22 protein-coding genes are annotated in these 26,315 nt (G+C 67.8%); 7 read left to right on the top strand and 15 right to left on the bottom strand.

Features of this window, described 5'->3' with window-relative positions:
• Positions 1 to 73: 73 nt before the first annotated feature.
• The 8 genes from fdhA to C5F75_RS30210 all read right to left on the bottom strand — a co-directional run bounded on the left by fdhA (position 74) and on the right by C5F75_RS30210 (position 9,952).
• Positions 74 to 1,270 (bottom strand): formaldehyde dehydrogenase, glutathione-independent, encoded by a 1,197-nt coding sequence (fdhA, locus tag C5F75_RS30250; RefSeq protein WP_044844368.1) that lies wholly within the window; start codon positions 1,268 to 1,270, stop codon positions 74 to 76.
• A gap of 251 nt (positions 1,271 to 1,521) precedes the next feature.
• Entirely contained in the window at positions 1,522 to 2,712 is a 1,191-nt protein-coding gene (locus C5F75_RS30240; protein ID WP_104013193.1) for an HlyD family secretion protein, read from the bottom strand.
• A 7-nt stretch (positions 2,713 to 2,719) separates the two neighbouring features.
• A complete protein-coding gene (locus tag C5F75_RS30235; protein ID WP_181035494.1) occupies positions 2,720 to 4,573 on the bottom strand; it encodes an efflux transporter outer membrane subunit in 1,854 nt (617 codons plus the stop codon).
• Positions 4,574 to 4,575: 2 nt separating this feature from the next.
• Positions 4,576 to 5,514 (bottom strand): glycosyltransferase family 2 protein, encoded by a 939-nt coding sequence (locus C5F75_RS30230; protein ID WP_059583216.1) that lies wholly within the window; start codon positions 5,512 to 5,514, stop codon positions 4,576 to 4,578.
• Between the two features lie 9 nt (positions 5,515 to 5,523).
• Entirely contained in the window at positions 5,524 to 7,116 is a 1,593-nt protein-coding gene (locus tag C5F75_RS30225) for a DHA2 family efflux MFS transporter permease subunit (protein WP_059583218.1), read from the bottom strand.
• Entirely contained in the window at positions 7,113 to 8,396 is a 1,284-nt protein-coding gene (locus C5F75_RS30220; protein WP_059583220.1) for a glycosyltransferase, read from the bottom strand. The genes C5F75_RS30225 and C5F75_RS30220 overlap by 4 nt, the downstream gene beginning before the upstream one ends.
• A 16-nt stretch (positions 8,397 to 8,412) precedes the next feature.
• On the bottom strand, positions 8,413 to 8,982 hold the full coding sequence (locus C5F75_RS30215) for a methyltransferase family protein (protein ID WP_059583221.1): 570 nt from the start codon (positions 8,980 to 8,982) through the stop codon (positions 8,413 to 8,415).
• Between the two features lie 67 nt (positions 8,983 to 9,049).
• On the bottom strand, positions 9,050 to 9,952 hold the full coding sequence (locus C5F75_RS30210) for an alpha/beta fold hydrolase (protein ID WP_059583275.1): 903 nt from the start codon (positions 9,950 to 9,952) through the stop codon (positions 9,050 to 9,052).
• A gap of 721 nt (positions 9,953 to 10,673) precedes the next feature.
• On the opposite strand from C5F75_RS30210, the gene betI reads away from it, so the two are divergent.
• The 3 genes from betI to betA are packed head-to-tail and all read left to right on the top strand — an operon-like array spanning position 10,674 to position 14,477.
• On the top strand, positions 10,674 to 11,258 hold the full coding sequence (gene betI, locus C5F75_RS30200; RefSeq protein ID WP_059583223.1) for a transcriptional regulator BetI: 585 nt from the start codon (positions 10,674 to 10,676) through the stop codon (positions 11,256 to 11,258).
• A gap of 32 nt (positions 11,259 to 11,290) precedes the next feature.
• The gene (gene betB / locus C5F75_RS30195; protein ID WP_059583225.1) at positions 11,291 to 12,760 is read left to right on the top strand and encodes a betaine-aldehyde dehydrogenase; all 1,470 of its coding nucleotides are present in this window, start codon (positions 11,291 to 11,293) and stop codon (positions 12,758 to 12,760) included.
• Positions 12,761 to 12,776: 16 nt separating this feature from the next.
• Positions 12,777 to 14,477, top strand: coding sequence for a choline dehydrogenase (gene betA / locus C5F75_RS30190; RefSeq protein ID WP_059583226.1), 1,701 nt, complete (start codon positions 12,777 to 12,779; stop codon positions 14,475 to 14,477).
• A gap of 74 nt (positions 14,478 to 14,551) precedes the next feature.
• Here the strand turns inward: betA and C5F75_RS30185 are convergent, their stop codons facing one another.
• The 6 genes from C5F75_RS30185 to C5F75_RS30160 all read right to left on the bottom strand — a co-directional run bounded on the left by C5F75_RS30185 (position 14,552) and on the right by C5F75_RS30160 (position 21,292).
• On the bottom strand, positions 14,552 to 15,667 hold the full coding sequence (locus C5F75_RS30185; RefSeq protein WP_104013192.1) for a hypothetical protein: 1,116 nt from the start codon (positions 15,665 to 15,667) through the stop codon (positions 14,552 to 14,554).
• Positions 15,668 to 15,905: 238 nt separating this feature from the next.
• Complete coding sequence (locus C5F75_RS30180; protein WP_059642351.1) at positions 15,906 to 16,409, bottom strand: hypothetical protein; 504 nt, start codon at positions 16,407 to 16,409, stop codon at positions 15,906 to 15,908.
• 121 nt (positions 16,410 to 16,530) lie between these two features.
• On the bottom strand, positions 16,531 to 17,355 hold the full coding sequence (locus tag C5F75_RS30175) for an OmpW/AlkL family protein (protein ID WP_059583231.1): 825 nt from the start codon (positions 17,353 to 17,355) through the stop codon (positions 16,531 to 16,533).
• Positions 17,356 to 17,428: 73 nt separating this feature from the next.
• Positions 17,429 to 18,682 carry a DUF2957 domain-containing protein gene (locus C5F75_RS30170; RefSeq protein WP_104013191.1) on the bottom strand — a complete coding sequence of 418 codons (1,254 nt, stop codon included), beginning with the start codon at positions 18,680 to 18,682 and terminating at the stop codon, positions 17,429 to 17,431.
• A gap of 71 nt (positions 18,683 to 18,753) precedes the next feature.
• A complete protein-coding gene (locus tag C5F75_RS30165; RefSeq protein ID WP_059642347.1) occupies positions 18,754 to 20,364 on the bottom strand; it encodes a DUF2957 domain-containing protein in 1,611 nt (536 codons plus the stop codon).
• A gap of 631 nt (positions 20,365 to 20,995) precedes the next feature.
• Entirely contained in the window at positions 20,996 to 21,292 is a 297-nt protein-coding gene (locus C5F75_RS30160; protein WP_059583237.1) for a cupin domain-containing protein, read from the bottom strand.
• A gap of 425 nt (positions 21,293 to 21,717) precedes the next feature.
• On the opposite strand from C5F75_RS30160, the gene C5F75_RS30150 reads away from it, so the two are divergent.
• From C5F75_RS30150 to C5F75_RS30140, 3 genes are all read left to right on the top strand, one after another.
• Positions 21,718 to 22,662, top strand: coding sequence for an ABC transporter ATP-binding protein (locus C5F75_RS30150; protein ID WP_059583239.1), 945 nt, complete (start codon positions 21,718 to 21,720; stop codon positions 22,660 to 22,662).
• Between the two features lie 3 nt (positions 22,663 to 22,665).
• Complete coding sequence (locus tag C5F75_RS30145; RefSeq protein WP_059583240.1) at positions 22,666 to 23,427, top strand: ABC transporter permease; 762 nt, start codon at positions 22,666 to 22,668, stop codon at positions 23,425 to 23,427.
• 160 nt (positions 23,428 to 23,587) lie between these two features.
• Positions 23,588 to 25,012 (top strand): MFS transporter, encoded by a 1,425-nt coding sequence (locus tag C5F75_RS30140; RefSeq protein WP_104013190.1) that lies wholly within the window; start codon positions 23,588 to 23,590, stop codon positions 25,010 to 25,012.
• A gap of 67 nt (positions 25,013 to 25,079) precedes the next feature.
• Here the strand turns inward: C5F75_RS30140 and C5F75_RS30135 are convergent, their stop codons facing one another.
• Complete coding sequence (locus C5F75_RS30135) at positions 25,080 to 25,310, bottom strand: hypothetical protein (RefSeq protein ID WP_059583243.1); 231 nt, start codon at positions 25,308 to 25,310, stop codon at positions 25,080 to 25,082.
• Positions 25,311 to 25,777: 467 nt separating this feature from the next.
• Here C5F75_RS30135 and C5F75_RS30130 point away from each other — a divergent pair, with 467 nt between their 5' ends.
• Positions 25,778 to 26,167 (top strand): YciI family protein, encoded by a 390-nt coding sequence (locus C5F75_RS30130; protein WP_059642334.1) that lies wholly within the window; start codon positions 25,778 to 25,780, stop codon positions 26,165 to 26,167.
• Positions 26,168 to 26,315: the final 148 nt, after the last annotated feature.

Raw genomic sequence — 26,315 nt, 5'->3', positions numbered from 1 at the left:
AACGAAAAACGGGCGGCCCGTTTCCGGAGCCGCCCGTTCTCGCGTCACGCGTCGCGTGTCGAACGCCAGCGCATCACGCCGCCAGCAACCCGTGCGGATCGATCACGAATTTGCGCGGCGCGCCGCCGTCGAACTTCTTGTAGCCTTCCGGCGCCTGGTCGAGCGAAATCACTTCGACGTTGACGATCTTCGCGATCGGCAGCCGGTCGAACAGGATCGCCTGCATCAGGTTGCGGTTGTACTTGAGCACCGGCGTCTGGCCCGTGAAGAACGAATGCGACTTCGCCCAGCCGAGGCCGAAGCGGATGCTCAGGCTGCCATGCTGCGCAGCCTTGTCCTTCGCGCCCGGATCGTCCGTCACGTACAGGCCCGGGATGCCGATCGCGCCGGCCGGGCGCGTGATCTCCATCAGCGAGTTCAGCACCGTCGCGGGCGCTTCCTCCGAATGGCCCGACGAACCGTGGCCGTGCGCCTCGAAGCCGACGCAATCGACCGCGCAGTCGATCTCGGGCACGCCGAGGATCTGCTCGATCTGCTCGCCGAGCGACGCGTCCTTCGACAGGTCGACCGTCTCGAACCCCATCGCCCGTGCGTGCGCGAGCCGTTCCGCATTCATGTCGCCGACGATCGTCACGGCCGCGCCGAGCAGGCGCGCCGATGCGGCCGCCGCCATGCCGACCGGGCCCGCGCCCGCGATATAGACCGTCGAACCGGGCTTCACGCCCGCGCTCACCGCACCGTGATAACCGGTCGGCAGAATGTCGGACAGGCAGGTCAGATCGCGGATCTTCGCCATCGCCTGATCGCGATCCGGGAATTTCAGCAGGTTGAAATCGGCATACGGCACGAGCACGTATTCGGCCTGGCCGCCGATCCAGCCGCCCATGTCGACGTAGCCGTACGCGCCGCCCGCACGCGACGGGTTCACGTTCAGGCACACGCCCGTATGCGTGTCCTTGCACATCGCGCAGCGGCCGCACGCGACGTTGAACGGCACCGACACGAGATCGCCGATCTTCAGCGTCTCGACGTCGCGGCCCACTTCGACCACTTCGCCGGTGATCTCGTGACCGAGCACGAGGCCGATCGGCGCGGTCGTGCGGCCACGCACCATGTGCTGGTCGGAGCCGCAGATGTTCGTGCTGACCACCTTCAGGATCACGCCGTGGCCGATCGCGCGGCCGGTCGGGTCGACCATCTTCGGATAATCGATTTTCTGGACTTCGACCTTGCCCGGCCCAAGATAGACGACACCTCGATTGCTGCTCATCGTATTGTCTCCATGTCTCGTTGGATGGCGCGGCGGCGCGCCGGCTCATGCGGCGCACACGCAACGTGCTGTTCGAGAGTAGTCCGGGAGGCAGGGGCGCCGATGTCTCAAACGCGACACGCGTTTGATCGGCGCCGACATCGATGGCGGAAATACGAAAGTCGGGCGGGAAACGACGGGGACGCTCCGGGTGCGAAACGCACCGGGGTCGGACCAACCCTCGCGGCCGGCCGCCGCCGCGACGGCGGGCGCTACCCGCGCTGATTCTCGCGGATGATCGCGGCGGCGGCGGCCTCCGCATCGCTCGCGACGCCGTCGTGCACGCGCGTGCTGACGGCCGGCGTCGGCGGCTCGCTGTCGAGCGCGTGGCCGTTGCGGTCGTGCGTGTCGACCGTCGCGCGCATCGACAGCCCGACGCGCAGCGGATGCGCGGCGAGGTCGCGCGGATCGAGCGCGATCACGACCGGCACGCGCTGCACGACCTTGATCCAGTTGCCGGCCGCGTTCTGCGACGGCAGCATCGAGAACGCGCTGCCCGTGCCCGCCGAGAAGCCCTGTACGCGGCCGCGATAGGCGACGCGCGAGCCGTAGAGATCCGACACGACCTCGACCGGCTGCCCGACGCGCATGTGGCGAATCTGCCCTTCCTTGAAATTCGCCTCGACCCACAGCCGGTCGAGCTGCACGATCGACATCAGCGGCACACCGGGCCCGACCTGCTGGCCGACCTGCACCGAGCGCTGCCCGATCGTGCCGTCGACCGGCGCGACGATCGTCGTGCGCTTCAGGTTCCGGTACGCGAGCTTGAATTGCGCGGCCGCCTGCACGACGGCCGGGCTTTCGTCGACGGGAAGCTTGCTGCCGAGCGCGCGCGCCGCGTCGAGCTGCGCCTGCGCGGCCGCGAGGTTCGCCTGCGCGCCGGCCACCGCCGCGCGGGCCCGCGCCAGTTCTTCGGGCGCGACGATTTCGACCGAGGCGCCCGAACGCGCGGCCAGCGCGCGCTGCGCCAGCGACAGGTCGGCGCGGCGCGCATTCACGGCCTCGACGTACATCGTGTTCGAGATCTTCGCGTTCGCGACCTGCCGCACCGCCTGTGCGAGCTGCGCCTTCGCCTGCGCGAACGCGACGGACGCCTCGGTGTCGTCGAGCTTCACGAGCGTCTGCCCCGCGCGCACGGCCTGCGTATCGGCGACCTGCACGTCGGTCACGGTGCCCGGAATCTGCGCGGCGACCTGCACGATGCTGCCCGCGACGTACGCGTCGTCGGTGTCTTCGTCATAGCGGGCGCTCGACAGCCAGTACGCGACCCACGCGATCGCGGCCAGCAGCACGATCGCGAGGAACACGGTGAAGCGCTTGCGGCGCGTCGCGCGGCGTGCATCGAGGGCCGGGTCGTTCACCGCGGCCGGCGGCGCGGCGGAATGAAGGTTGTCGTGGTGCATCAGTTCATCAGTCGCTTTGCGTGACGATCAGACGATCGTGCTGGAACACGGGAATCGCGGGCATCGGCGCCGGGCCCGGCATCGGGCTCGCCGAGGCCGTACCTGCAAGAACGGGGGTGCCACGCGGCGTCGGGTCGGAGTGGGTCGCGCCGACCGTGGACGGGCGCGCGGTGTCGTCGCGTCGTGCGGATTCAGGCGTGGACACGGCCCTCGTCGTGGCGGCGGCCGGTGAAACCGTGGCGCTCCGCGCGGGCGAGTCGTTCGACGGGCCGGCTACCGCTGCCCGGTTCGCGGCCACGGCGGCCGGCGCGCCGCGTCCGGCCGCCGCCCCGCTGCGCGCCCGCTGCACGGCCGGCGCTCGCGCCTGCACGACCGTTGCGTCCGCATCGAACCCGCCGCCCAGCGCGCCGATCAGCCCGACGCGCAGCGTCCGCTGCTTGCCGAGCAACGCGATCATCTGCGCGCGCTCGTCGATCAGCGTGAGATCCGCGACATCGACGTCCTTCTGCATCAGCACGCCGCGCCGATGCCGGTCCGCCGCGATCTGCACGATCTTCTGCGCGGCCGCGACCGCATCCTGCTGCTGCGCGACGAGCGTCTGCGACGTCTGCAGCGACGTGACGAGTTGCGCGACCTGCCCGAGCGCGTCGTCGACGGTCTTGTTGTACAGCCCGATCGCGACGTCGGCCTGCGCGACGTCCGCGCCGAGCTTCGCCTTCAGCCGGCCGCGATCGAAGATCGGCAGCGAGATCGCGGGGCCGACGGAGCCGGCGAGCGAATCGCGCGAGAACAGCGACGCGGGCGTCAGCGCGAACACGCCGCCGAGCGCGACGAGGTTCACATCCGGATAGAACTGCGCGCGCGTCGAATCGGCGTTCGCGAACGCGGCCTCGACCCGCAGCCGCGCGGCGACGATGTCGGGCCGGCGGCCGAGCAGATCGGCCGGCAGCCGGGCGGGCAGCGCGCCGCCCGCGAACGCGCCCACGCGCGGCCGCTGCAGCGCGAGCCCGCGCTCCGGGCCGCGGCCCGACAGCACGCCGAGTTGCAGTTGCGCGAGCTTGATCTGCTCGTCGTTCAGCGCGATCTGTTCGAGCACGCGGCTGCGCTTGATCGCCGCGTCGCTCGCGTCGTACGCATTGTCGAGGCCACGCGCGGTGCGCTCGCGCAGCACGGCCGTCACGCGCTGGCTGATCTTCAGCTTCTGCTGCAACAGGTCGCGCACCGCGTACGCCTGATCGAGCTGGCAATACACGGTGACGATCGCGACGGCCAGCGTGAGCCGCACCTGTTCGGCCTCGACGCCGGCGGCGTCGCGCAACGACATCAGGCTCTTCGTCGCCGCGCGGTTCTTGCCCCACAGGTCGAGCTGGTAGTTCAGTCCGACGAAGATCGACGACGGCGACACGTTCGGATCGCCGAAAATCTGCACCGGCACGCGATAGCCGCCGGCCGTCACGTCCGCGATGTCGCCGGGCTTCGGCATCCGCGCGCGGCTGATCGTCGCGCCGGCCGTGCCCGTCAGCCCGGTCAGCGAATCGAACTGCTGAAGCTGTGCCTGCGCGATGCGCAACCGCGCCTGTGCAACCTGCACATCGGGACTGTTCCGCGACGCCTCGGCCACCAGGTCGTCGAGCTGCGGATCCTGTAGCTGCTTCACCCAGTCGGGCGCCGGCCACGCGCCGTTTGGGCCGGGGCCGGCGGTATGCACGAGCGCATCGTCGGCCGGCGCGCGCAGCGACAGCGACGGCAGAAAGCCCGACGGCACGCATCCGCTCAACGCGAGCAATGCCGCGGCGGCCGCGATCATCGCGCCGCCCTTCACGCCACGCGGCGAACGCGCCGCTTGCTTCATCCGACGCATCGTCACCCCTGCCGAACGCGCTGCGCCCGCGCGGCCAGACGCGGCCGCGTGCGCTCGAGCGGGCCGAGCCGGCCGAACAGGCCGTCCGCGACGCCGAACAGGATGCCGGCCAGCTTCGCGCGCTTGTCGCGCTCGACGAGCGCGATCTGCACCACCTGCCACACGGTCAGCAGGTTCGGCACGAGCGCCACCGGAAAACGCAGCCCGTACTGCATCCCGAGCTGCACCGCATTGCGCGCGCTGTAGTAGCGCCGTTGCCACGAATGGTTCATCGACGTCATTTCGAAAGGGCCGATCGCATGCCGCCGTTTCGCGCCGATCCGGTGCGACAGCACCAGCGACGGCACGACATAGAGCGGCACGTTGCGCGACAGCGCGCGGAAGCTGTATTCGGTATCGACGTGATCGATGAACAGCGTCTCGTCGAAGCGGCCAAGCACGTCGAACGCATCGCGCGACACGACGCAGCCCGACGAAATCAGGAACGCGCAGCGCTGCATCGGCGCGCCCGGTTCGATGCGCAGGCGGCGCAGGCCGATGCCGTTCGTCGCGAGTTCCGGCAGGAAGCTGCGCGCGTTCTCGTCGAAGATGCGCGGGCCGGCGAGGAACGCGCGCCCGCCAAGCCCCGCGCAGACCTCGCGCATCGTCGGGAAATACGCGGCCGGCACCGACGAATCCTGGTCGAACAGCGCGACCGCATCGACGCGGTCGCGAAACAGCGCCGCGAGCCCCGCGTTGTACGCGCCCGCGATGCCGCCGCGATTGCCGTGATGCAGCAGCGCGATGCCTTCACGCGCGCACAGGTCGCGCACCCGTGCATCGGCCTGCGGCGTGTTGTCGACGACGAGCAGCGCATCGCACGCGTGCCGCCACGCGCGCAGCGCGTCGAGCTGTGCGTCGCTGGGGTGATACAGGATCACGAGTGCACCGAGTGTCGTCATGGTCTCTTCTCAATGTCCGAACGATGCGGCCGCGCCGCGTTTCGGCCGCGTCAGCCACATCATCGCGGCGAGCGCGAGACACGTCATGCTCGCCATCCAGAACATGTCGTTGGTCGCCATCATGTAGGCCTGCTGCATCACGACGTGATGCAGCGTCGTCAGCTCGCGCACGCCGTCCACGCCCATCGCGTTCAGCGCATGCACGAAGCGTTGCGTGTTCGCCGACGCATGCGTGACCGATTGGGACACGACGTCGTAGTGATAGGTCGCGCGGTTGTCCCACAGCGTCACGCTCATCGCGGTGCCGAACGCGGCCGACAGCGTGCGCAGGAAATTCGACAGGCTCGACGCGGCGGCGAGCCGGTCGTCCGGAATGCGCGACAGCGTCGCGGCGGTCAGCGGAATGAAGAAGCACGGCAGCCCGATCCCCTGGATCAGCCCGGGTGCTGCGATCTGCGCGAACGTCATCTTCAGCGTGAAATGCGCGTCCCACGCGAGCACGGCCGCGAACACGAGAAAGCCGAACGTCGCGAGCACGCGTGCGTCGAAACGGTGCGCACGCAGCCCGACGAGGATCGAGAATACGAGCGCGAGCACGCCGAGCGACGCGGTCGCGAGCCCCGCATGAAACGCGTTGTAGCCCATCACGGCCTGCATCCACAGCGGAAACACCACGCCGACCACGGAGAAGCTCATCATGCCGAGCGAGATGATCAGCACGCAAAACGAGAACGTGCGGTCGCGAAACAGGCTCAGGTCGACCACCGGATGCGCTTCGCCCGCTTCCCAGATCAGCAGCGACACGATCGCAAGCGCCGCGACCACCGCGAGCGTGACGATCAGCGGCGAATCGAACCAGCCGCGGTCGTGGCCGAGATCGAGCATCGCCTGCAGCGAGCCGACGCCGATCACGAGCAGCACGATGCCCGGCACGTCGATCGGGCCGGCCGCGCCGCGCTGCGCGTCGGGGCGCAGCATCGCGGTGCACACCGCGAACGAGAACAGCCCGATCGGCAAGTTGATCAGGAAGATCCACGGCCACGAAAAGTTGTCGACGATCCAGCCGCCGACCACCGGCCCGAAGATCGGCGCGAGCAGCACCGTCATCGCCCATAGTGCGAGCGCGATCGTACGTTTGGCCGGAGGAAAGGTGCGCAGCAGGATCGTCTGCGACAGCGGCACCATCGGCCCCGAACACAGCCCCTGCAGCGCGCGGCAGATCACGAGCACGTGCAGGTCGCGCGCGAGCCCGCACATCAGCGACGTCAGCGTGAACAGCAGCACCGCGCCGACGAACAGCCGCAGTTCGCCAACGCGGCGTGCGAGCCAGCCGGTGAGCGGCACGGCGATCGCGGCCGCGACCGAATACGAGCTGATCACCCACGTGCCCTGGCTGTTCGATACGCCGAGACTGCCGGAGATCGCCGGCACCGCGACGTTCGTCACGGTCGAGTCGAGCACTTCGATGAACGTCGCGAGCGACAGCGCGAACGTCAGCAGCGCGAGCCGGATGCCGCGCACCGGCTGCGCGGCCGGCGCGGGCGGCACGTCGAACGCCGGCGGCGCGGCGGCCCCGTCGTGAAGCGGCGACGCGGCGCTCATGCGCCGGCCACCGCGACATCGGCCCGCGCGGCCGCTCGTCCGCGCTTCGGCACGAACCGTTCGATGAAATCGGCGGCCGCGCCGCAGCCGTCCGGCGCGGCCGCGAGCAGCGCACGCGTGCGCTCCGCATGCACCGCGAACGCGGGTTCGTCGAGCACGCGCGCGAGCGCCGCGCCGAGCCGCGCGCCGTCGAGCGGGCCGTCGACACGCACGCCGCAGCCGTTCGCGACGACGCGTTGCGCGTTGTCGAACTGATCGTGCGCGAACGGCGTGACGACCTGCACGATGCCGGCTTCGCACGCGAGCGCCGCCGTGCCGATCCCGCCGTGATGCACGAGCGCGCGGCAACGCGGCAGCAGCGTGCGCATCGGCACGAAGCGGCGCACGAGCAGCCGGTCGCCGTCCTGCGCCGCATCGTGCGGCGTCAGCAGGATGCCGCGCGCGCCGGTCGCGCGCAGCGCGTGCGCCACCGCGCGCGCATAGGCCGCATGATCGACGAGCGTCGAACCGGCCGTGAACACGACCGGGGCTTCGCCGGCCGCGAGAAACGCATCGAGTGCCACATCGTCGTCGGGTGTCGCGATATCGTTGAACAGCGGAAAACCGCTTTGCAGATGATTCGACGGCCAGTCGGGCTGCGGCGGCGCGAACCAGCCGGGAAACAGACACAGCACGCCGTCGGTCGAATGCAGCCAGCGGCCGAGCACGCGGCGCGCGGGCGCCAGCCCGAGCCCGCGGCGCACCGCGTCGAGCGCCGGGCCGCACACGCGGTCCAGCACCTGGCGCTCGATCAGCGTCATCAGCGCCGACTTCACCGGCAACGGCCAGCGCGCGGGTATCGTCAGGCGCGGGTGGGTCGGCGGTGCATGCGCGGACAGCAGCGTCGACGGCGACACCTGCACCGACACGTACGGCGTGCCGTGCAGCTCCTGCATGAAGCGCGCGGAGAACGCCCACAGCGTGCCGACCAGCACCGTGTCGGCATCGGTCAGCGCGCGCAGCGTGTCGTAATGCGGGCGCAGCGTCGGCGCGATCACCTGCCACAGCGTGCGGAACGACGTCCGCGGATCCCACAGCGCCGGGTTCGCCATCGCCGCGTCATAGTCGGCCGCGGTGCCGACCGGCACGAACGCGAAGCCGCAGCGGCGCACGGCCGCCTCGAACGGCGCATGCGTGCAGAACACGACCTCGTGGCCGCGCGCGGCGAGCGTGCGCGCGATGCCGAGCAGCGGATGCACGTCGCCCGCCGAACCGATCGCGGTCACGATCATCTTCGCCATCGCGCGCCTCGCGGGGTCAGTAGAAGCCGGGGATCAGCGCCGCGACCTCGCGGCGGTACTGCGTATAGGCCGGCCCGAAATGCCCGGTCAGCCAGCTCTCCTCGACGCGCACCTTGTACGCGAGCGACGCGAACACCAGCAGCACGCCGATCGCGCCGCGCCATTCGCCGCCGATCAACGCGGCGCCGACCAGCGCGATCAGGCAGCCGGTATAGATCGGGTGACGCACGAGCGCATACGGCCCCGTACGGACGAGTTCGTGGTTTTCCTTCAGCGTGACCGACACGCTCCAGTTCGTGCCGAGGTGCAGCCGCGCCCATACCGAAAACAGCAGGCCGGCCACCAGCACCGCGAGCCCGCACTGCGCCTGCAGCCCGAAGCGCTGCCAGTCGGGCGCGAGCGCCTGCCACGACGGATCGGGCAGGATGATCAACGCGCCGCCGACGATCAGCGGAATCGACTGCAGCGTGCGCGAGCGCGACGCCTCCTTGCGCACGGTCGTCTTGACGCCCTGCGACGTGGCGATCCAGTACGCGAGCCACGCGGCCCACGGAACGACGATGGCGATGGTCTGAACGATATTCACGGCTGGCCTGCCTCGTTGGGATGGGAATTCGGATGCGCGGGACGCGCCCGCTGCACGACGGATGGCGTCACGACGAAAGCGCATGCATCGGCGCGGGCACGCACGCGTGCGCGGCGGCACGTGCGACCCCGGCCGCGGCAGATGGCTCGCCGCAGAAGAACTCGAGCAGCGCGGTACGGGTGGATTCGCGCTGCGCCCGGCCTTCGATGTCGAGGAAGTGGCCCGCGTCCGGCACCGTCGCGAACCGCGCGCGCGCCACGTGCGCGCCGAGTTGCCGCACGTCGGCCGGCGTCGTGTATTCGTCGCGCTCGCCGTTCAGGAACAGCAGCTCGCAGCCGATGTTCGCGAACTCGCTGAAATAGCGCTCGGGCTGCAGCGACAGGATCTGGTCGACGTGGAACGCGACCTGGTCCTGCTCGTCGCGCGGCAAGCGCGTGAGATACCGGTAGTTGTACAGCTTCATGATGCGCGGCAGATAGCGGCCGACGGTGTCGTTCAGCAACTGCGCGGCCTTCAGGTTCTCGCCGGCCGCGATGTGGTCGCGGGCGCGCGTCACGTAGTCCACCATCGCGTCGTTCAGGAATGGCGAGAACGAACAGATCGCCGCGCGCCGCACGCTCGGGCAGCCGCGCGCGAGCGCGAACAGCGACGCGACGCCGCCCCACGACACCGACACGAGGAACGCCGGCGCGAAGCGCTCGACCAGGTACTGGAGGATCGCGGCTTCGTCGTCCTTGGTCAGGATGGAGCAGCCGGGGTTGTGCTGCCGCGACTGCCCCGCATACGGCAAATCGAAGCAGATTGTGTTCATCCGCTCGCCGAGATACTGGACGGTCTGGCCGAACGACGCGGTCGTCGCGAGCGCGCCGTTGACGAGCATCGCCGTGTCGAAGGCCGGGTCGAACACGTTCCGTTCGACGTAGACCTTCAGACCGTTCGGCAGCGGGACCACGTGTTTTTCGGTCGGCATCGTCGTTCTCCGGTGAGTGCGGCGTCTCGACGTCGCGGCATGCTGCAGGTGCACAATGGCCGGCGCCGGGTCCGTGCGCGATCGATCGACGCGCGCGATTGCCGACGCACCGCGGCAATCGCGCGCGGCGCCATTCATTCCTCGTGGTGCGGCGCCATACTAATACGGTCGACATTGCCCACTCAAGTCATTCCAAAAATCCCTCTACTCGGCCATGAAATACGCCGAATTCAAATTGATTTATCGATTTCTATGGTATGCGGAATCCATCCGAGGACGATCGCAATCGTTTGCGCGCAACGCTTCCTGGCGTCGAAAAATTGACATTTGTACTTATTTTTCAACTACTTATTGAGTTTAAATCGCCGAATTCAAACGGCTTTCACAAAACCGCACGCATTCACAATCCGATTTGGCAATTTCACATCGTGAATAATATTACAGACCTCGACATTCTTTCGCCTTGTAATGAAATCGAGCGCAGAAACGGTCCTCCGCATTGCATCATTTTTTCACAGCGCGTTTTAAACAGATTCAAATTTAATTAACCTTCTTTCAATGCGTTTTTCCGCATCCGCACATGGCTCCGGGCGTGACGAGTCGTTCCGTTTGGAACAGGGCCCGCCGTTCAGCCCCGATTTTTTGTTGATTGAACAATCAATAAAAAACCGCTAAGCTCTCGACTTCCATCAACGGCCCGTCCGGGCGAAGGGGAGTCGCGATGCCGAAAGTCGGAATGCGGGAGATACGCCGCGCCCAGTTGATCGATGCCACGCTGCGCTCGATCGACGAAGCGGGCCTGCCCGGCACGACGCTCGCATCGGTCGCGCAACGCGCGAACATCTCGACGGGCATCGTCAGCCATTACTTCGGCGACAAGGACGGCCTGCTCGAAGCGACGATGCGGCACGTGCTGCGCGACCTGTGGTCGGCCACCACGCGCCGCCGCGCCGCCGCACGCAAGGACCCGCGTTCCCGGTTGCGTGCCGTCGTCGCCGCGAACTTCGACGACACGCAGGTCAGCGCGCCGGTGATGAAGACATGGCTCGCGTTCTGGTCGCAGAGCATGCACGACCCGATGCTCAAGCGGCTGCAGCACGTCAACACGCGGCGCCTCCATTCGAACCTGTGCGCCGAATTCGCCAAGGCATTGCCGCGCACGAAAGCGCGCGAAGCCGCCAGCGGCCTCGCCGCGCTGATCGACGGCCTGTGGCTGCGCGGCGCGCTTGCCGGCGGCCCGATCGACACCCGAGCCACGTTGAAGCTCGCCCACGATTACATCGACCTGCTGCTCGCGTCCGACTGACGCGCCACGCAGTCGCCTACCAGGAGATCCTCATGTCCGTATACGGTTTGCAGCGCCTCTACATCGGCGGCGGTTACGTCGACGCCACCAGCGGCAAGACTTTCGACACCTTCGACCCGGCCACCGGCGAGCTGCTCGCGCAGGTGCAGCAGGCGAGCGCGGCCGACGTCGACCGCGCCGTTGCGTCCGCGCGGGAAGGCCAGCGCGAATGGGCGGCGATGACCGCGATGCAGCGCTCGCGCATCCTGCGCCGCGCGGTCGACCTGCTGCGCGAGCGCAACGACGAGCTCGCGGCGATCGAAACGCGCGACACCGGCAAGCCGATCGGCGAGACGCTCGCGGTCGACATCGTCACCGGCGCCGACGTGATCGAGTACTACGCGGGCCTCGCGACCGCGATCGAAGGGCTGCAGGTGCCGCTGCGCGCCGAGTCGTTCGTGTACACGCGCCGCGAACCGCTCGGCGTGTGCGCGGGCATCGGCGCATGGAACTACCCGATCCAGATCGCGTGCTGGAAGACGGCGCCCGCGCTCGCGGCCGGCAACGCGATGGTGTTCAAGCCCAGCGAAGTCACGCCGCTGACCGCGCTGAAGCTCGCGGAAATCTATACGGAAGCCGGCGTGCCGGCCGGCGTGTTCAACGTCGTGCAGGGCGACGGCTCGGTCGGCGCGCTGCTCACCGGCCACCCGGACATCGCGAAGGTGTCGTTCACCGGCGGCGTCGAAACCGGCAAGAAGGTGATGTCGCTCGCCGGCGCATCGTCGCTGAAGGAAGTGACGATGGAGCTCGGCGGCAAGTCGCCGCTGATCGTGTTCGACGATGCGGACCTCGACCGCGCGGCCGACATCGCGGTAACCGCCAACTTCTTCAGCTCGGGCCAGGTCTGCACGAACGGCACGCGCGTGTTCGTGCACCGCTCGATCAAGGACGCGTTCACGCAGAAGGTGCTCGAACGCGTGAAGCGCATCCGCGTCGGCAAGCCGACCGACGCCGACACCAACTTCGGCCCGCTCGTGTCGGCCGCGCAGCTCGACAAGGTGCTCGGCTTCATCGAAAGCGGCAAGGCAGAAGGCGCGAAGCTGCTCGCGGGCGGCACGCGTCTGACCGATGGCCACTTCGCGAACGGCCAGTACGTCGCGCCGACCGTGTTCGGCGACTGCCGCGACGACATGAAGATCGTGCGCGAAGAGATTTTCGGGCCGGTGATGAGCATCCTCGATTTCGAATCGGAGGACGAAGTGATCGCCCGTGCCAACGACACGCACTATGGCCTCGCGGCCGGTGTCGTGACCGAGAACCTGTCGCGCGCGCACCGCACGATCCATCGCCTCGAAGCGGGCATCTGCTGGATCAACACGTGGGGCGAATCGCCGGCCGAGATGCCGGTTGGCGGATACAAGCAATCGGGTGTCGGACGCGAGAACGGCATCACGACGCTCGAGCACTACACTCGAATCAAGTCGGTGCAGGTCGAGCTCGGCCGCTACAACCCGGTGTTCTAATACAAGGAGAGCCGTCATGACGACACGCGAATACGACTACATCATCTGCGGCGCAGGTTCCGCGGGCAACGTGCTCGCGACGCGCCTGACGGAAGATCCGAACGTCACGGTGCTGCTGCTCGAAGCGGGCGGCCCCGACTACCGCTTCGACTTCCGCACGCAGATGCCGGCCGCCCTCGCCTACCCGCTGCAGGGCCGCCGCTACAACTGGGCATACGAGACCGATCCCGAGCCGCACATGGACAACCGCCGGATGGAATGCGGCCGCGGCAAGGGGCTCGGCGGCTCGTCGCTGATCAACGGGATGTGCTACATCCGCGGCAACGCGCTCGACTACGACAACTGGTCGACACACAAGGGCCTCGAGAACTGGACGTATCTCGACTGCCTGCCGTACTTCAAGAAAGCCGAGACGCGCGACGTCGGCCCGAACGACTATCACGGCGGCAGCGGCCCCGTGTCGGTCACGACCAGCAAGCCGGGCGTGAACCCGCTGTTCGAAGCGATGGTCGACGCGGGCGTTCAGGCCGGCTATCCGCGCACCGACGACCTGAACGGCTATCAGCAGGAAGGCTTCGGGCCGATGGACCGCACCGTCACGCCGAAGGGCCGCCGCGCGAGCACCGCACGCGGCTACCTCGACCAGGCGAAGATGCGGCCGAACCTCGAGATCGTCACGCATGCGCTCGCCGACCGCATCCTGTTCGACGGCAAGCGCGCGTCGGGCGTCACGTACCTGCGCGGCACCGAGCGCGCGACCGTGCATGCGCGCCGCGAAGTGCTCGTGTGCAGCGGCGCGATCGCGTCGCCGCAACTGCTGCAGCGCTCGGGCGTCGGCCCCGGCGCATGGCTGAAGGAACTCGACATTCCCGTCGTGCTCGATCTGCCCGGCGTCGGCCAGAATCTGCAGGACCACCTGGAGATGTACATCCAGTACGAGTGCAAGGAGCCGGTCTCGCTGTACCCGGCGCTCAAATGGTGGAACCAGCCGAAGATCGGCCTCGAATGGATGCTGAACGGCACGGGCCTCGGCGCGAGCAACCACTTCGAGGCGGGCGGCTTCATCCGCACGCGCGACGACGACCCGTGGCCGAACATCCAGTATCACTTCCTGCCGGTGGCGATCAACTACAACGGCTCGAACGCGATCGAGATGCACGGCTTCCAGGCGCACGTCGGCTCGATGCGCTCGCCGAGCCGCGGCCGCGTGAAGCTGCGCTCGCGCGACCCGAACGATCACCCGAGCATCCTGTTCAACTACATGGCCGAAGCGCTCGACTGGCGCGAGTTCCGCGATGCGATCCGCGCGACGCGCGAGATCATGCGGCAGCCCGCGCTCGACCGCTATCGCGGCCGCGAGCTGAACCCGGGCGCCGACTGCAAGAGCGACAAGGAACTCGACGCATTCGTGCGCGCCCGCGCGGAAACCGCGTTCCATCCGTCGTGCTCGTGCAAGATGGGTTACGACGACATGGCGGTGGTCGATGAAGAAGGCCGCGTGCACGGGCTCGACGGGCTGCGCGTCGTCGATGCGTCGATCATGCCGATCATCACGACCGGCAACCTGAACGCCCCGACGATCATGATCGCCGAGAAGATCGCCGACAAGATCCGCGGCCGCACGCCGCTCGCGCGGGTCGACGTGCCGTACTTCGTCGCGAACGGCGCACCGGCGCGCAATGTCGCGAAGGCCGTGCGGCAACCCGAGACCGTCTGATCGATCCAGCGCCCGCACCGGGCGCCGCGATACCCTCCCCCGCGGCTCGCGGCGTTCTCGCCCCGAGCCGCGTTTCATTGCGTCTTCCCGCTTGCGCCGCCTGCCCGGGCTACGGAAACGCCTCGCATCCGTTTCGCACGCACGATCGGGTTCCTGCGCGACGTCAGGCTCATCGCGTCGCGCAGGCGCTCGAATGCCGCATCGTCCTTCGGCCCGAAGCGGCTGACCGCCGGCCACGCGAGCACGTGATCAAGCCATTCCTGCCAGGTGTCGCCATGGAAGCCGCGGCCGATTTCCCGCACCGTATCCGGCGCGGCGATCATGACGCCCGCCAGCAGGTAGTAGGCCCAGAAACTGCCGGCGCCTGTCAGTCGATCGAGCCGGCACACGGATAGCGCGGCGAACAGCCCGTCCACCGACGCAAGATCGGCGCGGTGCGTGCGGATCGCCCGCGCGACGAGGTTGTGCCGGCCGCCGTACGCCTGAACCGAAACGCCGTTGCCCGCGGCAAGTTCTGCCGAAAACATCGCGAATGCGGCCATCTCGTCGATGCGCGCCGCGTCGTCGCGCGGGCCGCATGCGCGCAGCACGATCGCGTCGATGACGGCGCCGGGACGAGTCGGTGCTTCCGTGCTCGTTGCCACGACCGCGGCGAGCCTGTCTCTCAGGTTCTTCGCATTGGGTGTCTCGCGCTGCCCGTCGGGTTCGCTCGCGAGGCGTGCGCCCGCGTCTTCGCCGCTGCATTCGACGCCATCGGCAATCCGTTCGAGCGCGGCCCAGCCGACGTCAGGATCGTCGAATGCGCAGGCATCGATCAGGCCGTGCGCGGTGTCGAATACGGCACGCGAGCCCGGGCAGCGACGTTCGGCTTCGGCGAGTTGTCGGACGGAAGGCACGTGCGAGCACGCGCCGAACGGATCGGCCGGGTCGCATGCGCAGCCGCCGCCATCGGTCGCGATCCACGGGACGAGCCGGTGCAGGACCGCGGTCGCTTCGCGGGAGAGGCTCGCGCCAGTTCCCGCACGTCGCGCGTGCGACGCGACGACGGCCGGGTCGCCGGCGTCGCTCGCGGTCATCGCGCAGGCCGCCGTGTCGAGATGGTCGATCAGGTACTGCAGCCACGCGGCCGTGCGCAGCCGGTCGGGCGTCGCGCCGTGGGCACCGCCATACTTTGCTGGATCGGTAAGCATGGTTCCGGCCAATTGGAATAGTCTCGTTTCAATCGAATCGGGAGGCGCGGTGCGTCACGCCTGCCCTGCAGGTCCGCCCGTGCCGGATCTCGACACGGGCGGCCAACCGGTCGTCACGCGGATAAGCGCGACGACGCGAATACATCGAGGAAGCGAAAGCGACAACCCGCGTGCGAACCGCCCGATCCTCACGCACGGCCCTCCCGCGCGGCGGGTCCCCGCTTCGGTCGCGCGCCGCTTACTGCACGTGGAACTTCGGCGACGTCAGGATCGTGCCGCCCACCGTGCAGTCCGGCGTCAGCGTGGCGTTGTTGAACGTCAGCGACGAGTTCGCGTCGCTCCACGCCATCACGACCTTGCTCGGCCCGCACGTGCCGAGCAGCGTGACGTTCACCTTCACGTTGTTGATCGACAGTTGCGTCGTGCTGTCGGCCTGCCCCGTCCACGGCGACGTGCTGCTCGCGCTGCCGCTGATCAGGCCGCACGTCGCGCCGCCCGTGAACGTCGTCGAGGTGATGTTGACGATACCGGTCGACGTGATGGTGCCGTTGAACGTCGCATTGCAGGATGCGGTAATCGATCCCTTGCTGAGGTTCGTGAGCCCCGTCGCCGAGAACGGCTCGCCGTTCGGATTCATCGGTTGGCCGTCGGCGCGCGACACGGTGACGGCGAAAGCAGGCGCGGCCGAAACCGCGGTGAAAGCCACTGCAGCAACAAGCGATACGATTTTGCGAATGCTCATTTGAACTGCCCCCTCTCTTCACAAATGGCGGCACGCCGCCAGGAACGCGACCTTCCGGCCGGAACGATCCGGCCGGTTGGTCACAGGAAGCCGCCGGCACGCGTCATGCGCGCCGGTCGGCTCAGAACTTGTAGGAAATCCCGACGAACGTGATCAACGGGTCGGCCTTCAACCGCGTGCGCGTGGTCGCGAGCGTCGAGCCGTCGGCCGCCTTGATCACGAGCGACGAGTACGTCTTCAGCGGCATGTACGTCAGCGTCGCCGTGAGTCCCCAGTGCTTGTCGATCGCGTAGCTCGCGCCGACGTTGTAGACCGGCGTGAACGACGACGACGCCTTGCCCTCCACCGACGTCGCGCCCGGCTTGCCGGCGCCGGCCGCGAGCACGCTGCCGAGGTTCTCGTTGATGTCCTTCGCGAAGTTGCCGTTCAGTTCGATGTTGCTGAACCAGCTGTAGGCCACGCCGATCCCGACGAACGGGCGAAACCTCGCCGTCGGCGAATTGAAGTAGTACTGCAGGATGATCGTCGGGCTCCACTGCCGCGCATTCTTCACGGCCGGCTGGTTCGCCGACTTGTCCATGTCGACGTTGCCGAGCGCGCCGGCCGGGCCCGGCGGCTTGATCACGCCGTGGCCCGTCAGCGTGAACTCGGGCGGCACGCCGAGCACCGACGTCACCGCGATGTGGTCGGTGAAGAAGTGCGTGAGCGTGAGGCCGACCGTATCGGCGTTGTTGACCGTCAGGCTCGTGCCGGGCGACGTGAACGAACCGGGCAGACGCAGCGGCCCGTTGATCGGCATGTTCGCGAGATTCGTCGTGAGCCCGTTGGTCGAATCCTGCGGCATGATGTGCAGCCAGCCCAGCGTCGCGACGTTGTCGCCCGCCTGCTGGGCCGATGCGAGCGTCGACGCGCCTGCGACGACACCCGCGACAATCAGCTTCTTCATGAAGTCTCCCCCTCGTTCCGTCGGGGCGCCGCGTAGTCGCGCGCGGCGCCGCCATGTCTCCATCCACACGCGGTCACTGCACGAACGCGCCGACCGTGAAGTACGGGTTGCGCGTATCGGCCATGTCGAGGAACCCGAACACGCCGCCGGTGAACACGAACTTGCCGGTCGCCGGCCCCGACGCCGCGTCCGCATGCACGGTCGTCACGACGCCCGGCACCTTCTGCGTGTAGTCGAGGTTCAGCGCGCGCGTGAGCGCGGCCTGCGACGCGTTGAACGGATCGAGCAGCGTCGCCTGCGCACCGACGAGCGCGGTCGCGCGGTAGTTGAACGCGCTGTCCACGCCCGTGTACTCGCCGTCCTGCGAACCCTGCGCGATCGCCGTCCGCGGGCTCAGGAACGAGATGCCCGATTCGTCGTCCGCGCTCGGCGGGCCCTGCGTGAGGTCCGCGTTCGCGGCGCCGGTGCGGATGAAGATCGGCACGAGCTGGTTGCGCAGCTTGCCGACGATCAGGATCCCCTTGCCGGCCTTCGCCGGATCGAGCGCGGCGAGCGTCGGCGGAATCTGCGGCTGGTAGTTCAACGACTGGAACGCCGGCGCATCGGGGCGCAGCGTGAACGGCTGGTTCACGGTCGCGCTCGACGCAAGCGGCTGCCCGCCGTTCTTCTTGCCGAAGTTGTCGGTTTCCGTATAGCTGCCGTCCGCGTTGATCGTCACCGTCTGGTCGAGCGCCACCGGTTGGAAGTTCTGCGACGGCACCTGGTGATAGCCGAGCTGGTTGTACGTGCCGGCGATCTTCGTCAGATCGGTTTCCAGCGACGAGAAGCTGATGAACGGGTAGTACGGAAACGTCGTCTTCGGAATCTTGCCGACGCCGATCACGCCGTCGAACTGGATCGTCGCGCCGGGGATCGCGCCGCCCAGCACGCCTTCGCCGAGGAACAGCCGCGCGGGCCGGCTCGGGTCGAGGCTCGCGTTCTGCATCCGGAACGTGCACTGGTTCAGCTTCACCGTCGGCAGCCCCGTCTCGTCGGCCAGCGTGCCGTCGACCACGTTCGCCGGTGCGGTGTCCCGCGTCGGCTGCACGGTACCCGTGGTGATCGGCACCGGCGATGCGAGGTAGGTCATCCGGTACGTCATCTTCGTCGTGTCGAGCTGTACTTTCACGAGCTCGCCCGACCCCGAGCCGCCGACGAACACCGTGTTGTAGTCGATCGTCTGCGGGCACAGCCGGACCACCGGCGCCGGCGGCGGGTCGCCGTCTCCGCCGCATGCGGCCAGCACGGGCGCGAGCGACGCCGCGGCCATCCACTGTTTCACATTCATAGGAATCCTCTTGAAATTCGATTCGCCGGCGGCGACGCGTGCGCCGCCGGTGCTACGTGTTCAATGCGGGGTTACTGGACGAACGCGCCGACCGTGAAGAACGGATTGACCTTGTTGTTGTTGACGACCATCGCGTAGACGTTTCCGGCCGTCACGAGCCAGCCCGTGTCGCCCTTGCTGAAGATCGCCACGTTGCCGTTCGCGCCCTTCGCGTTGAAGTCCTGCGTGGCGGTCACCTTGATCTTGCCGGGCGTGGCCTGCGCATAGTCCAGCGCGAACTGCGAGGTGACCGACGACGTCTGCGGATCGATGAACGCCGCGGTATTGCCCTGGAACAGCGTGGACGTATAGTTCGCGGCCAGCGTCGACACGGCGGTACCGTCGTTGCAGCTTCCGGCTTCCGACATGAACACGCCGTTGACGAACGCACCAGGAAGGTCCGGATGCGGGATGGCCGGATCGAAGCTCGGCCGCGCCAGCGCGATCGCGTTCGGCTGCCCGTTGGAGGTCACGATGCCGCATGCCGATGCGCTGGTCGCGCCGATGTAGCCGCCCTTCAGCGAATTCGCCGCGATCGCGCTGGCCGACGACAGCATCGAGATCCCGACCTCGGCATCCGCGACCGACGCGAGCAGGTTGGTCGGATCGACGTGCGTGTAGCCGACACGAATCACGATCGGCACGCGTACGCCGTTCAGCTTGCCGACGATCATGATGCCTTTCGCCTGACTCGGCGCAATCACGAGCGATGCGCCCTGCCCCGCGACCGGATACACGAGCGTGCCGAACTGGTCCGGGACCGCGTTGCTCACGAACACGTTGTCGGCCGACCCGTCCGCGTTCTTGCGCAGCACCCACGGCGACCCGGTCGTCTGGCACGAGTAGTCGCTGCCCTGGGTAATCGTGCATGAGCCGTCCGCATTGAGCGTCTGGTTCCAGTTGACGACGTCCGGCTCCCAGCCGACCGGACCGCTCGAGCTCTGGCCATTGCCGCCGAGCGGCGACAGATGAATGCCGACCTCGTTGTAGTTCCCCGCGACCTTCGAGAAGTCGGTTTCCGTTTCGACGAAGCCGATGAACGGATAGAAGTCGAACGTGCGCGACGGCACGGTGCCGAGGAACAGACCCGGTACGATCTCGATGCCCGGGAACGCGATCGTCGCCCCCGGAATCCCGCCGCCCACCACGCCGTTGCCCACGAACAGCATCGGCGGATCCGCACGGTTGATCGTCACCGCATACGCGCCGTCGCTCGTCGCGCCGCTGTCGAGCACGAACGCGCAGCGGTTCTGCTCGGCCGTCGGAAGATTGGTCGGATGGTGGAACGCGCCGCTGATCGTCAGGCCCGCGCGCGTGTCGTTGACTTGCCCTGCCGAGGTCGGCACCGACGATTCGATGAACTGCATCTGATAGGTGAGCTTCGTCGTGTCGAACTTCACCTTCACGTACTCGCCGCTGCCGGCGCCGCCCGTGTACGTCGTCGTGTAGTCGAGCGCGTCCGGACACAGCTTCGTCACGACGGGCGGCGTCGTGTCGGCGCCGCTCGGCCCGCATGCGCTGCCCGAGCACTGCGGCACGGTGATCGGCCCCGGATCGTCGCCGCCGCCGCAACCGGCGACGAACGGCAGCGCCAGCACCGCACACGACAGGATCGCCTTCCGCCATTCAGGAATGCAAATCATCAACCCCTCCTTTTCAGGTACGACAAGTCTCGTCCGGCCGGGCTGCATGGCCCGCCGGTTGGTATCGCGCCGCCGCACGGACGCGCGGCGCATGATGGTGCGCGCATCGCCGCCGCGATGCCGTTCACGCACATGCGGCACACGCCGCGGCGGCGGACAAGCGCGCTCCCGCGGCGCCGTCATGCGGCACGGCGCCGTCGGAACGATCGAAACGGAAAGTGGCTTGGCCGCTGCGGCTTTGCCGCTACACGGCGAGGCGACGATGCAGGCACGCGATCCGCGGCGCGCCTGCATTCGGCGAAAAATCGGGAAACGGCAGTCCGGCTGGCCCGGCGGATAGGCGTCTCATGATGTGGTCTCCATACGTACGCTTGATTCGTTATCGTGATGCGTCGTTCGTCGAGACTATGATCGGACCATTCCCACAAGTAAATGGATGCAGAGTTCCAAACGAATGAACCCGCGCAATCCTAGCGTTTGTACGGTATTTAACAGATTTTCAAACGGCCTTCATTTTATTTGCTCAGACAAATACCCGGCCCGTGGAACGCGCGTTTGAACGGCAGCCGCCAATCCTCGCCGAGCCAAGCCGGCCGGCCCTGGGCGGCACGCACGCATGCTGCGGCGCAACTCACACGTCGATGATCGCGAGCGTGCCGTGGCTGCCGGGCAGCACCGCGTGGCGCGTGCCGGCGTGCGCGAGGTACATCTGTCCGGCCCCGACCACGACCGTTTCTCCGTCGACCTCGAGCATCAGCGTGCCGTCGAGCACCAGCAGCCCCTCGTTGTAGTCGTGCACTTCCGCTTGGTAAGGCTGCGCATCCATGCGCAATACCTTGATCCGGGCCGGCCCCACTTCGCCGACGATCGTGGATTTCCATGCGGCGGCCTGTGCGTCCGCCACGGATTTGAAATCGACCAAGGACATGCGCGCCGCTCCCTATCACGATGAAAGGAACGCATTATCGCGAGCGCCGCATGTGCCGTCCCGGTACGGCGCGAGGGCCGGCAGGCAGCACAGTCGGTCGGCATGTCGGGCAGCCACGCCGGGCGCGGCCCGATACACGGAAAAGAACCCCGATTGTTCGCATCTTTCAACTAAAACATCGAATCATTGGGAAATCCGCACGTAATCCACGCAAATCCGGCACCGCCGCTGCCCGACTTTTCCATCAGAATGCATTTCGATGTGCCGATTGCTAATATGGCGGTCCCGCGATCCCGCACCACCCTGCCGTTCGACATGACGCCCGTTCGCCATGCCGTTCCCGGTCCCGGCCGCTGCGCAGCGGCGGCGGCGCCGGGCACGCGCGGCGCCCGCCGTCGCACCGGGCGGCCGTGCCATCCGTGAGCATGCAACCGATCCTTTCCGTCTCCGACCTCTCCAAGACTTACGCGTCCGGCTTCCAGGCGCTGAAGCACGTGACCCTCGACATCCGCCCCGGCGAGATCTTCGCGCTGCTCGGGCCGAACGGCGCCGGCAAGACGACGCTGATCGGCTCGATCTGCGGCATCGTCACGCCGACCGAAGGCCGCGTGACGGTCGGCGGCCACGACATCCGCGATCAATACCGCGCGGCCCGCGAAATGATCGGCCTCGTGCCGCAGGAGCTGACCACCGACGCGTTCGAAAGCGTCTGGGCCACCGTGTCGTTCAGCCGCGGCCTGTTCGGCAAGGCGCCCGATCCCGCGTACATCGAGAAGACGCTGAAGGCGCTGTCGCTGTGGGACAAGCGTGACAACAAGCTGATGACGCTGTCGGGCGGCATGAAGCGCCGCGTGATGATCGCGAAGGCGCTGTCGCACGAGCCGCGCATCCTGTTCCTCGACGAACCGACGGCCGGCGTCGACGTCGAGCTGCGCCGCGACATGTGGAAGCTCGTCGATTCGCTGCGCGAAAGCGGCGTGACGATCCTGCTGACCACGCACTACATCGAGGAAGCCGAGGAGATGGCCGACCGGATCGGCATCATCCTCGGCGGCGAGCTCGTGCTCGTCGAGGAAAAGCGCGAGCTGATGCGCAAGCTCGGCAAGAAGCAGCTCACCGTGCAGCTCGAGCACCCGCTCGCGGAGGTGCCGCCGGCGCTCGCGCCGTTCGGGCTCGAGCGCGCGGAAGACGGCGCCGCGCTCGTCTATACGTACGATTCGCAGCGTGACGACGCGAGCATCGCTAAGCTCATCAACGCGCTCGGCTCGGCCGGCATCGGCTTTCGCGACCTGCATACGACGCAGAGCTCGCTCGAGGACATTTTTGTCAGCCTGATCGACAACCGCCGCAACGGCGTGCAAGGAGCCTGACGCATGAACTGGCATGGAATCCGCGCGATCTACCGCGCAGAAATGGCCCGCACGCGCCGCACGCTGATGCAGAGCATCATCGCGCCGGTGATCTCGACGTCGCTGTATTTCGTCGTGTTCGGCTCCGCGATCGGCTCGCGCATCAGCGACGTGAACGGCATCGGCTACGGATCGTTCATCGTGCCGGGCCTCGTGATGCTGTCGCTGCTGTCGCAGAGCATCTCGAACGCGTCGTTCGGCATCTACTTCCCGCGCTTCACCGGCACGATCTACGAGATCCTGTCCGCGCCCGTTTCGTACTGGGAGATCGTGATCGCGTACGTCGGCGCGGCCGCGTCGAAGTCGATCCTGCTCGGCGTGATCATCCTCGCCACGGCCGGCCTGTTCGTGCCGCTGCACATCCTGCATCCGGTCTGGATGGTGCTGTTCCTCGTGCTGACGGCCGTCACCTTCAGCCTGTTCGGCTTCGTGATCGGCATCTGGGCCGACAGCTTCGAGAAGCTGCAGCTCGTGCCGCTCCTGATCATCACGCCGCTCACGTTCCTCGGCGGCAGCTTCTACTCGGTCGACATGCTGCCGCCCGCGTGGCGCGTCGTCACGCTGTTCAACCCGATCGTCTACCTGATCAGCGGTTTCCGCTGGTCGTTCTACGGGATCGCCGACGTGCACGTGTGGATCAGCCTCGCCGCGACCGCGCTGTTCCTCGTGATCCTCCTCGCGGTCGTCGCGTGGATGTTCCGCACCGGGTACAAGCTGAAGAACTGACGCACGCGTGCGTCGCGCGCGCCGCCCGCCGATGACGCATTTCGGCAAGCGGGCGGCGCTTTTCCTCTGATGCGGCAGTTTGTGGTCGCGTCTACTGAACGTGAAGCATCGGGGCCTCGAGCATGCGCTGCGCGGCCCCTTTTTCATTTCAGAGGACGCCATGCCCGCCACCACCGCTCCCGCCTCCGCCGCCGCCCGGCTCGAACGCCTGCCGTTCTCCGGCTATCACAAGCGCATCTTCTTCATCATCGCGATCGCGTTCTTCTTCGACTCGGTCGACCTCGGCACGATGACGTTCGTGCTGGGCTCGATCCGCAAGGAGTTCGGGCTGTCGACGGCCGCCGCCGGCCTCGTCGCGAGCGCGAGCTTCTTCGGGATGGTGCTCGGCGCGGCCGTGGCCGGCCTGCTCGCCGACCGGTTCGGCCGCCGGCCCGTGTTCCAGTGGAGCATGGTGCTGTGGGGCGCCGCGTCGTACCTGTGCTCGACCGCGCAGAGCGTCGACGCGCTGATCGTCTATCGCGTGCTGCTCGGCATCGGGATGGGAATGGAGTTTCCGGTCGCGCAGACGCTGCTGTCCGAATTCGTGCCGACCGAGAAGCGCGGCCGCCTGATCGCGCTGATGGACGGCTTCTGGCCGCTCGGCTTCATCACGGCCGGCATCGTCGCGTACTTCGTGCTGCCGCAGTTCGGCTGGCGCACCGTGTTCGCGCTGCTCGCGATTCCGGCCGTGTTCGTGCTGGTCGTGCGCCGCATCGTGCCCGAATCGCCGCGCTGGCTCGAGCATGCGGGCCGGCACGCGCAAGCCGACGCGGTGATGCAGACGATCGAGGCGAAGGTGATGCGCTCGGCCGGCGTCACGACGCTGCCGCCGCCGTCGCGGCTCGCCGAGCCCGCCGCCGCACGCGGGCGCGGCGCGCTGCGCGAGATCTGGAGCGGCGTGTACCGTCGCCGCACGGTGATGGTGTGGCTGCTGTGGTTCTTCGCGCTGCTCGGCTTCTACGGCCTCACGTCATGGCTCGGCGCGCTGCTGCAGCAGGCCGGCTTCGAAGTCACGAAATCGGTGTTCTACACGGTGCTGATCTCGCTCGGCGGCGTGCCGGGCTTCCTGTGCGCCGCGTGGCTCGTCGAACGCTGGGGACGCAAGCCGACCTGCATCGCGTCGTTGATCGGCGGCGGCGCGATGGCGTATGCGTACGGCCAGAGCGCGCTGTACGGCGGCAGCACGACGCTGCTGATCGGCACGGGCCTCGCGATGCAGTTCTTCCTGTTCGGGATGTGGGCGGCGCTGTACACGTACACGCCCGAGCTGTACGGCACCGGCGCACGCGCGACGGGGTCGGGCTTCGCGTCGGCGATCGGCCGCATCGGCTCGCTGATCGGACCTTACGTGGTCGGTGTCGTGCTGCCGGTGTTCGGCCAGGGCGGCGTGTTCACGCTCGGCGCGCTGTCGTTCGTCGCGGCGGCAATCGCCGTGTGGACGCTCGGGATCGAGACGAAGGGCCTCGCATTGGAACAACTGGCGGCAGGCGACGAAGCCGGCGGCGGCAACCGGTATCCGGCGGCGGCGGCGGACAAGGCGTCCTGATCGTCGCGCGGGCTCTCGGCCCGTTTCGGGCCGGGCGGGTGTTCGGCGCCGTGCCCGGCCGGGCCGGTCAGGCGCCCGAGACGACGAACTCTTCGGCCGCCTTGCGCTGGACCGCGGCCATCACGGCCAGCTCGCGCTTGCTGCGTGCGTCGCCGGACACGACGCCCGTCGCATGCTTCGCCTTCGCACCGAGCGGGAAAAACACGAACGATGCGCCGGCCGGGGCCGCCGGCTCCGCACGCAGGCGTTTGTTCAGGATTTTCAGGTACTTCTTCTTCGAAACTTCCTTGACAGCCATGGCGCCCTCCGCATGAACGTGGTGCGGACCAGCATACCAGCTTTGCCGAGGCGCTCCGTGACCGTGGTATGCGCCGCCGCGCGCGCTCGTGCCCGTGCATGCCCGCAACGGGCCTGCACCGGCCTCACTGCCGAACTTTCCAAACAAGGGCACGGGCGAAAGGCGCGCTGTTCCGGACGCCGAGGACAAGACTGTCCCGCTGGAAGGCACCGCGAGAAACCGAAAGCAACCCGTTCAAGCGTCGCTGCCACGGCGCGCAGCGCGCTTGCCGACCGGATCCACAGCGTGCCCGGTGCGCGTGCCGCCCGCGGCAAGAGCGGCGGCCGGCATCGCCGCTTCCATCGCGGATGAAAACTTTTTCCCGCGATGTCGATTCGCGTCGTCGCCGCGCGTCGTGTTGTCGTAACCCTGCGTTTGCCCGCCTCCGGCCGGCAGACACCCTCGTTCCCTTTCAAGGAGATAAGACAATGCGCGTCATGGTCATCGTCAAAGCCACCGCCGATTCCGAATCCGACCGGATGCCCGACACCGAATGCATGGCAGAAATGGGCCGCTTCAACGAGGAACTGATGAAAGCCGGCATCCTGCTCGCCGCCGACGGGTTGCGCCCGAGCAGCCGCGGCAAGCGCGTGCACTTTTCCGGCAAGAACCGCACGGTCATCGACGGCCCGTTCGCCGAAACGAAGGAGCTCGTCGCCGGCTACTGGCTCTGGCGCGTGAAATCGATGGAAGAGGCCGTCGAGTGGGTGAAGCGCTGCCCGAACCCGATGCCCGGCGACTCCGACATCGAGATCCGCCCGCTGTTCGAGGCCGAGGATTTCAGCCCCGCATTCACTCCCGGGCTGCAGAAGCCGTAAGCGGCCATCATCGCGGAAATCGACGCGGCAGAAGCCCTGAACCGGGCATACGGGCGGTGCGGGCGCCGCCCACATGCGCCCAAATGAGCCGGTTGACGGAAGCCCGTCTAGTAACGTATCGTTTTGTTACGTTACTAGACGGGCTTCC

This window comes from Burkholderia anthinoferrum, from assembly GCF_002925705.1.
In the GTDB taxonomy this organism is placed as follows: Bacteria; Pseudomonadota; Gammaproteobacteria; order Burkholderiales; family Burkholderiaceae; genus Burkholderia; species Burkholderia semiarida.
The sequence above is the reverse complement of the archived record's forward strand: the minus strand, read 5'-3'. Positions and strand labels throughout refer to the sequence as shown.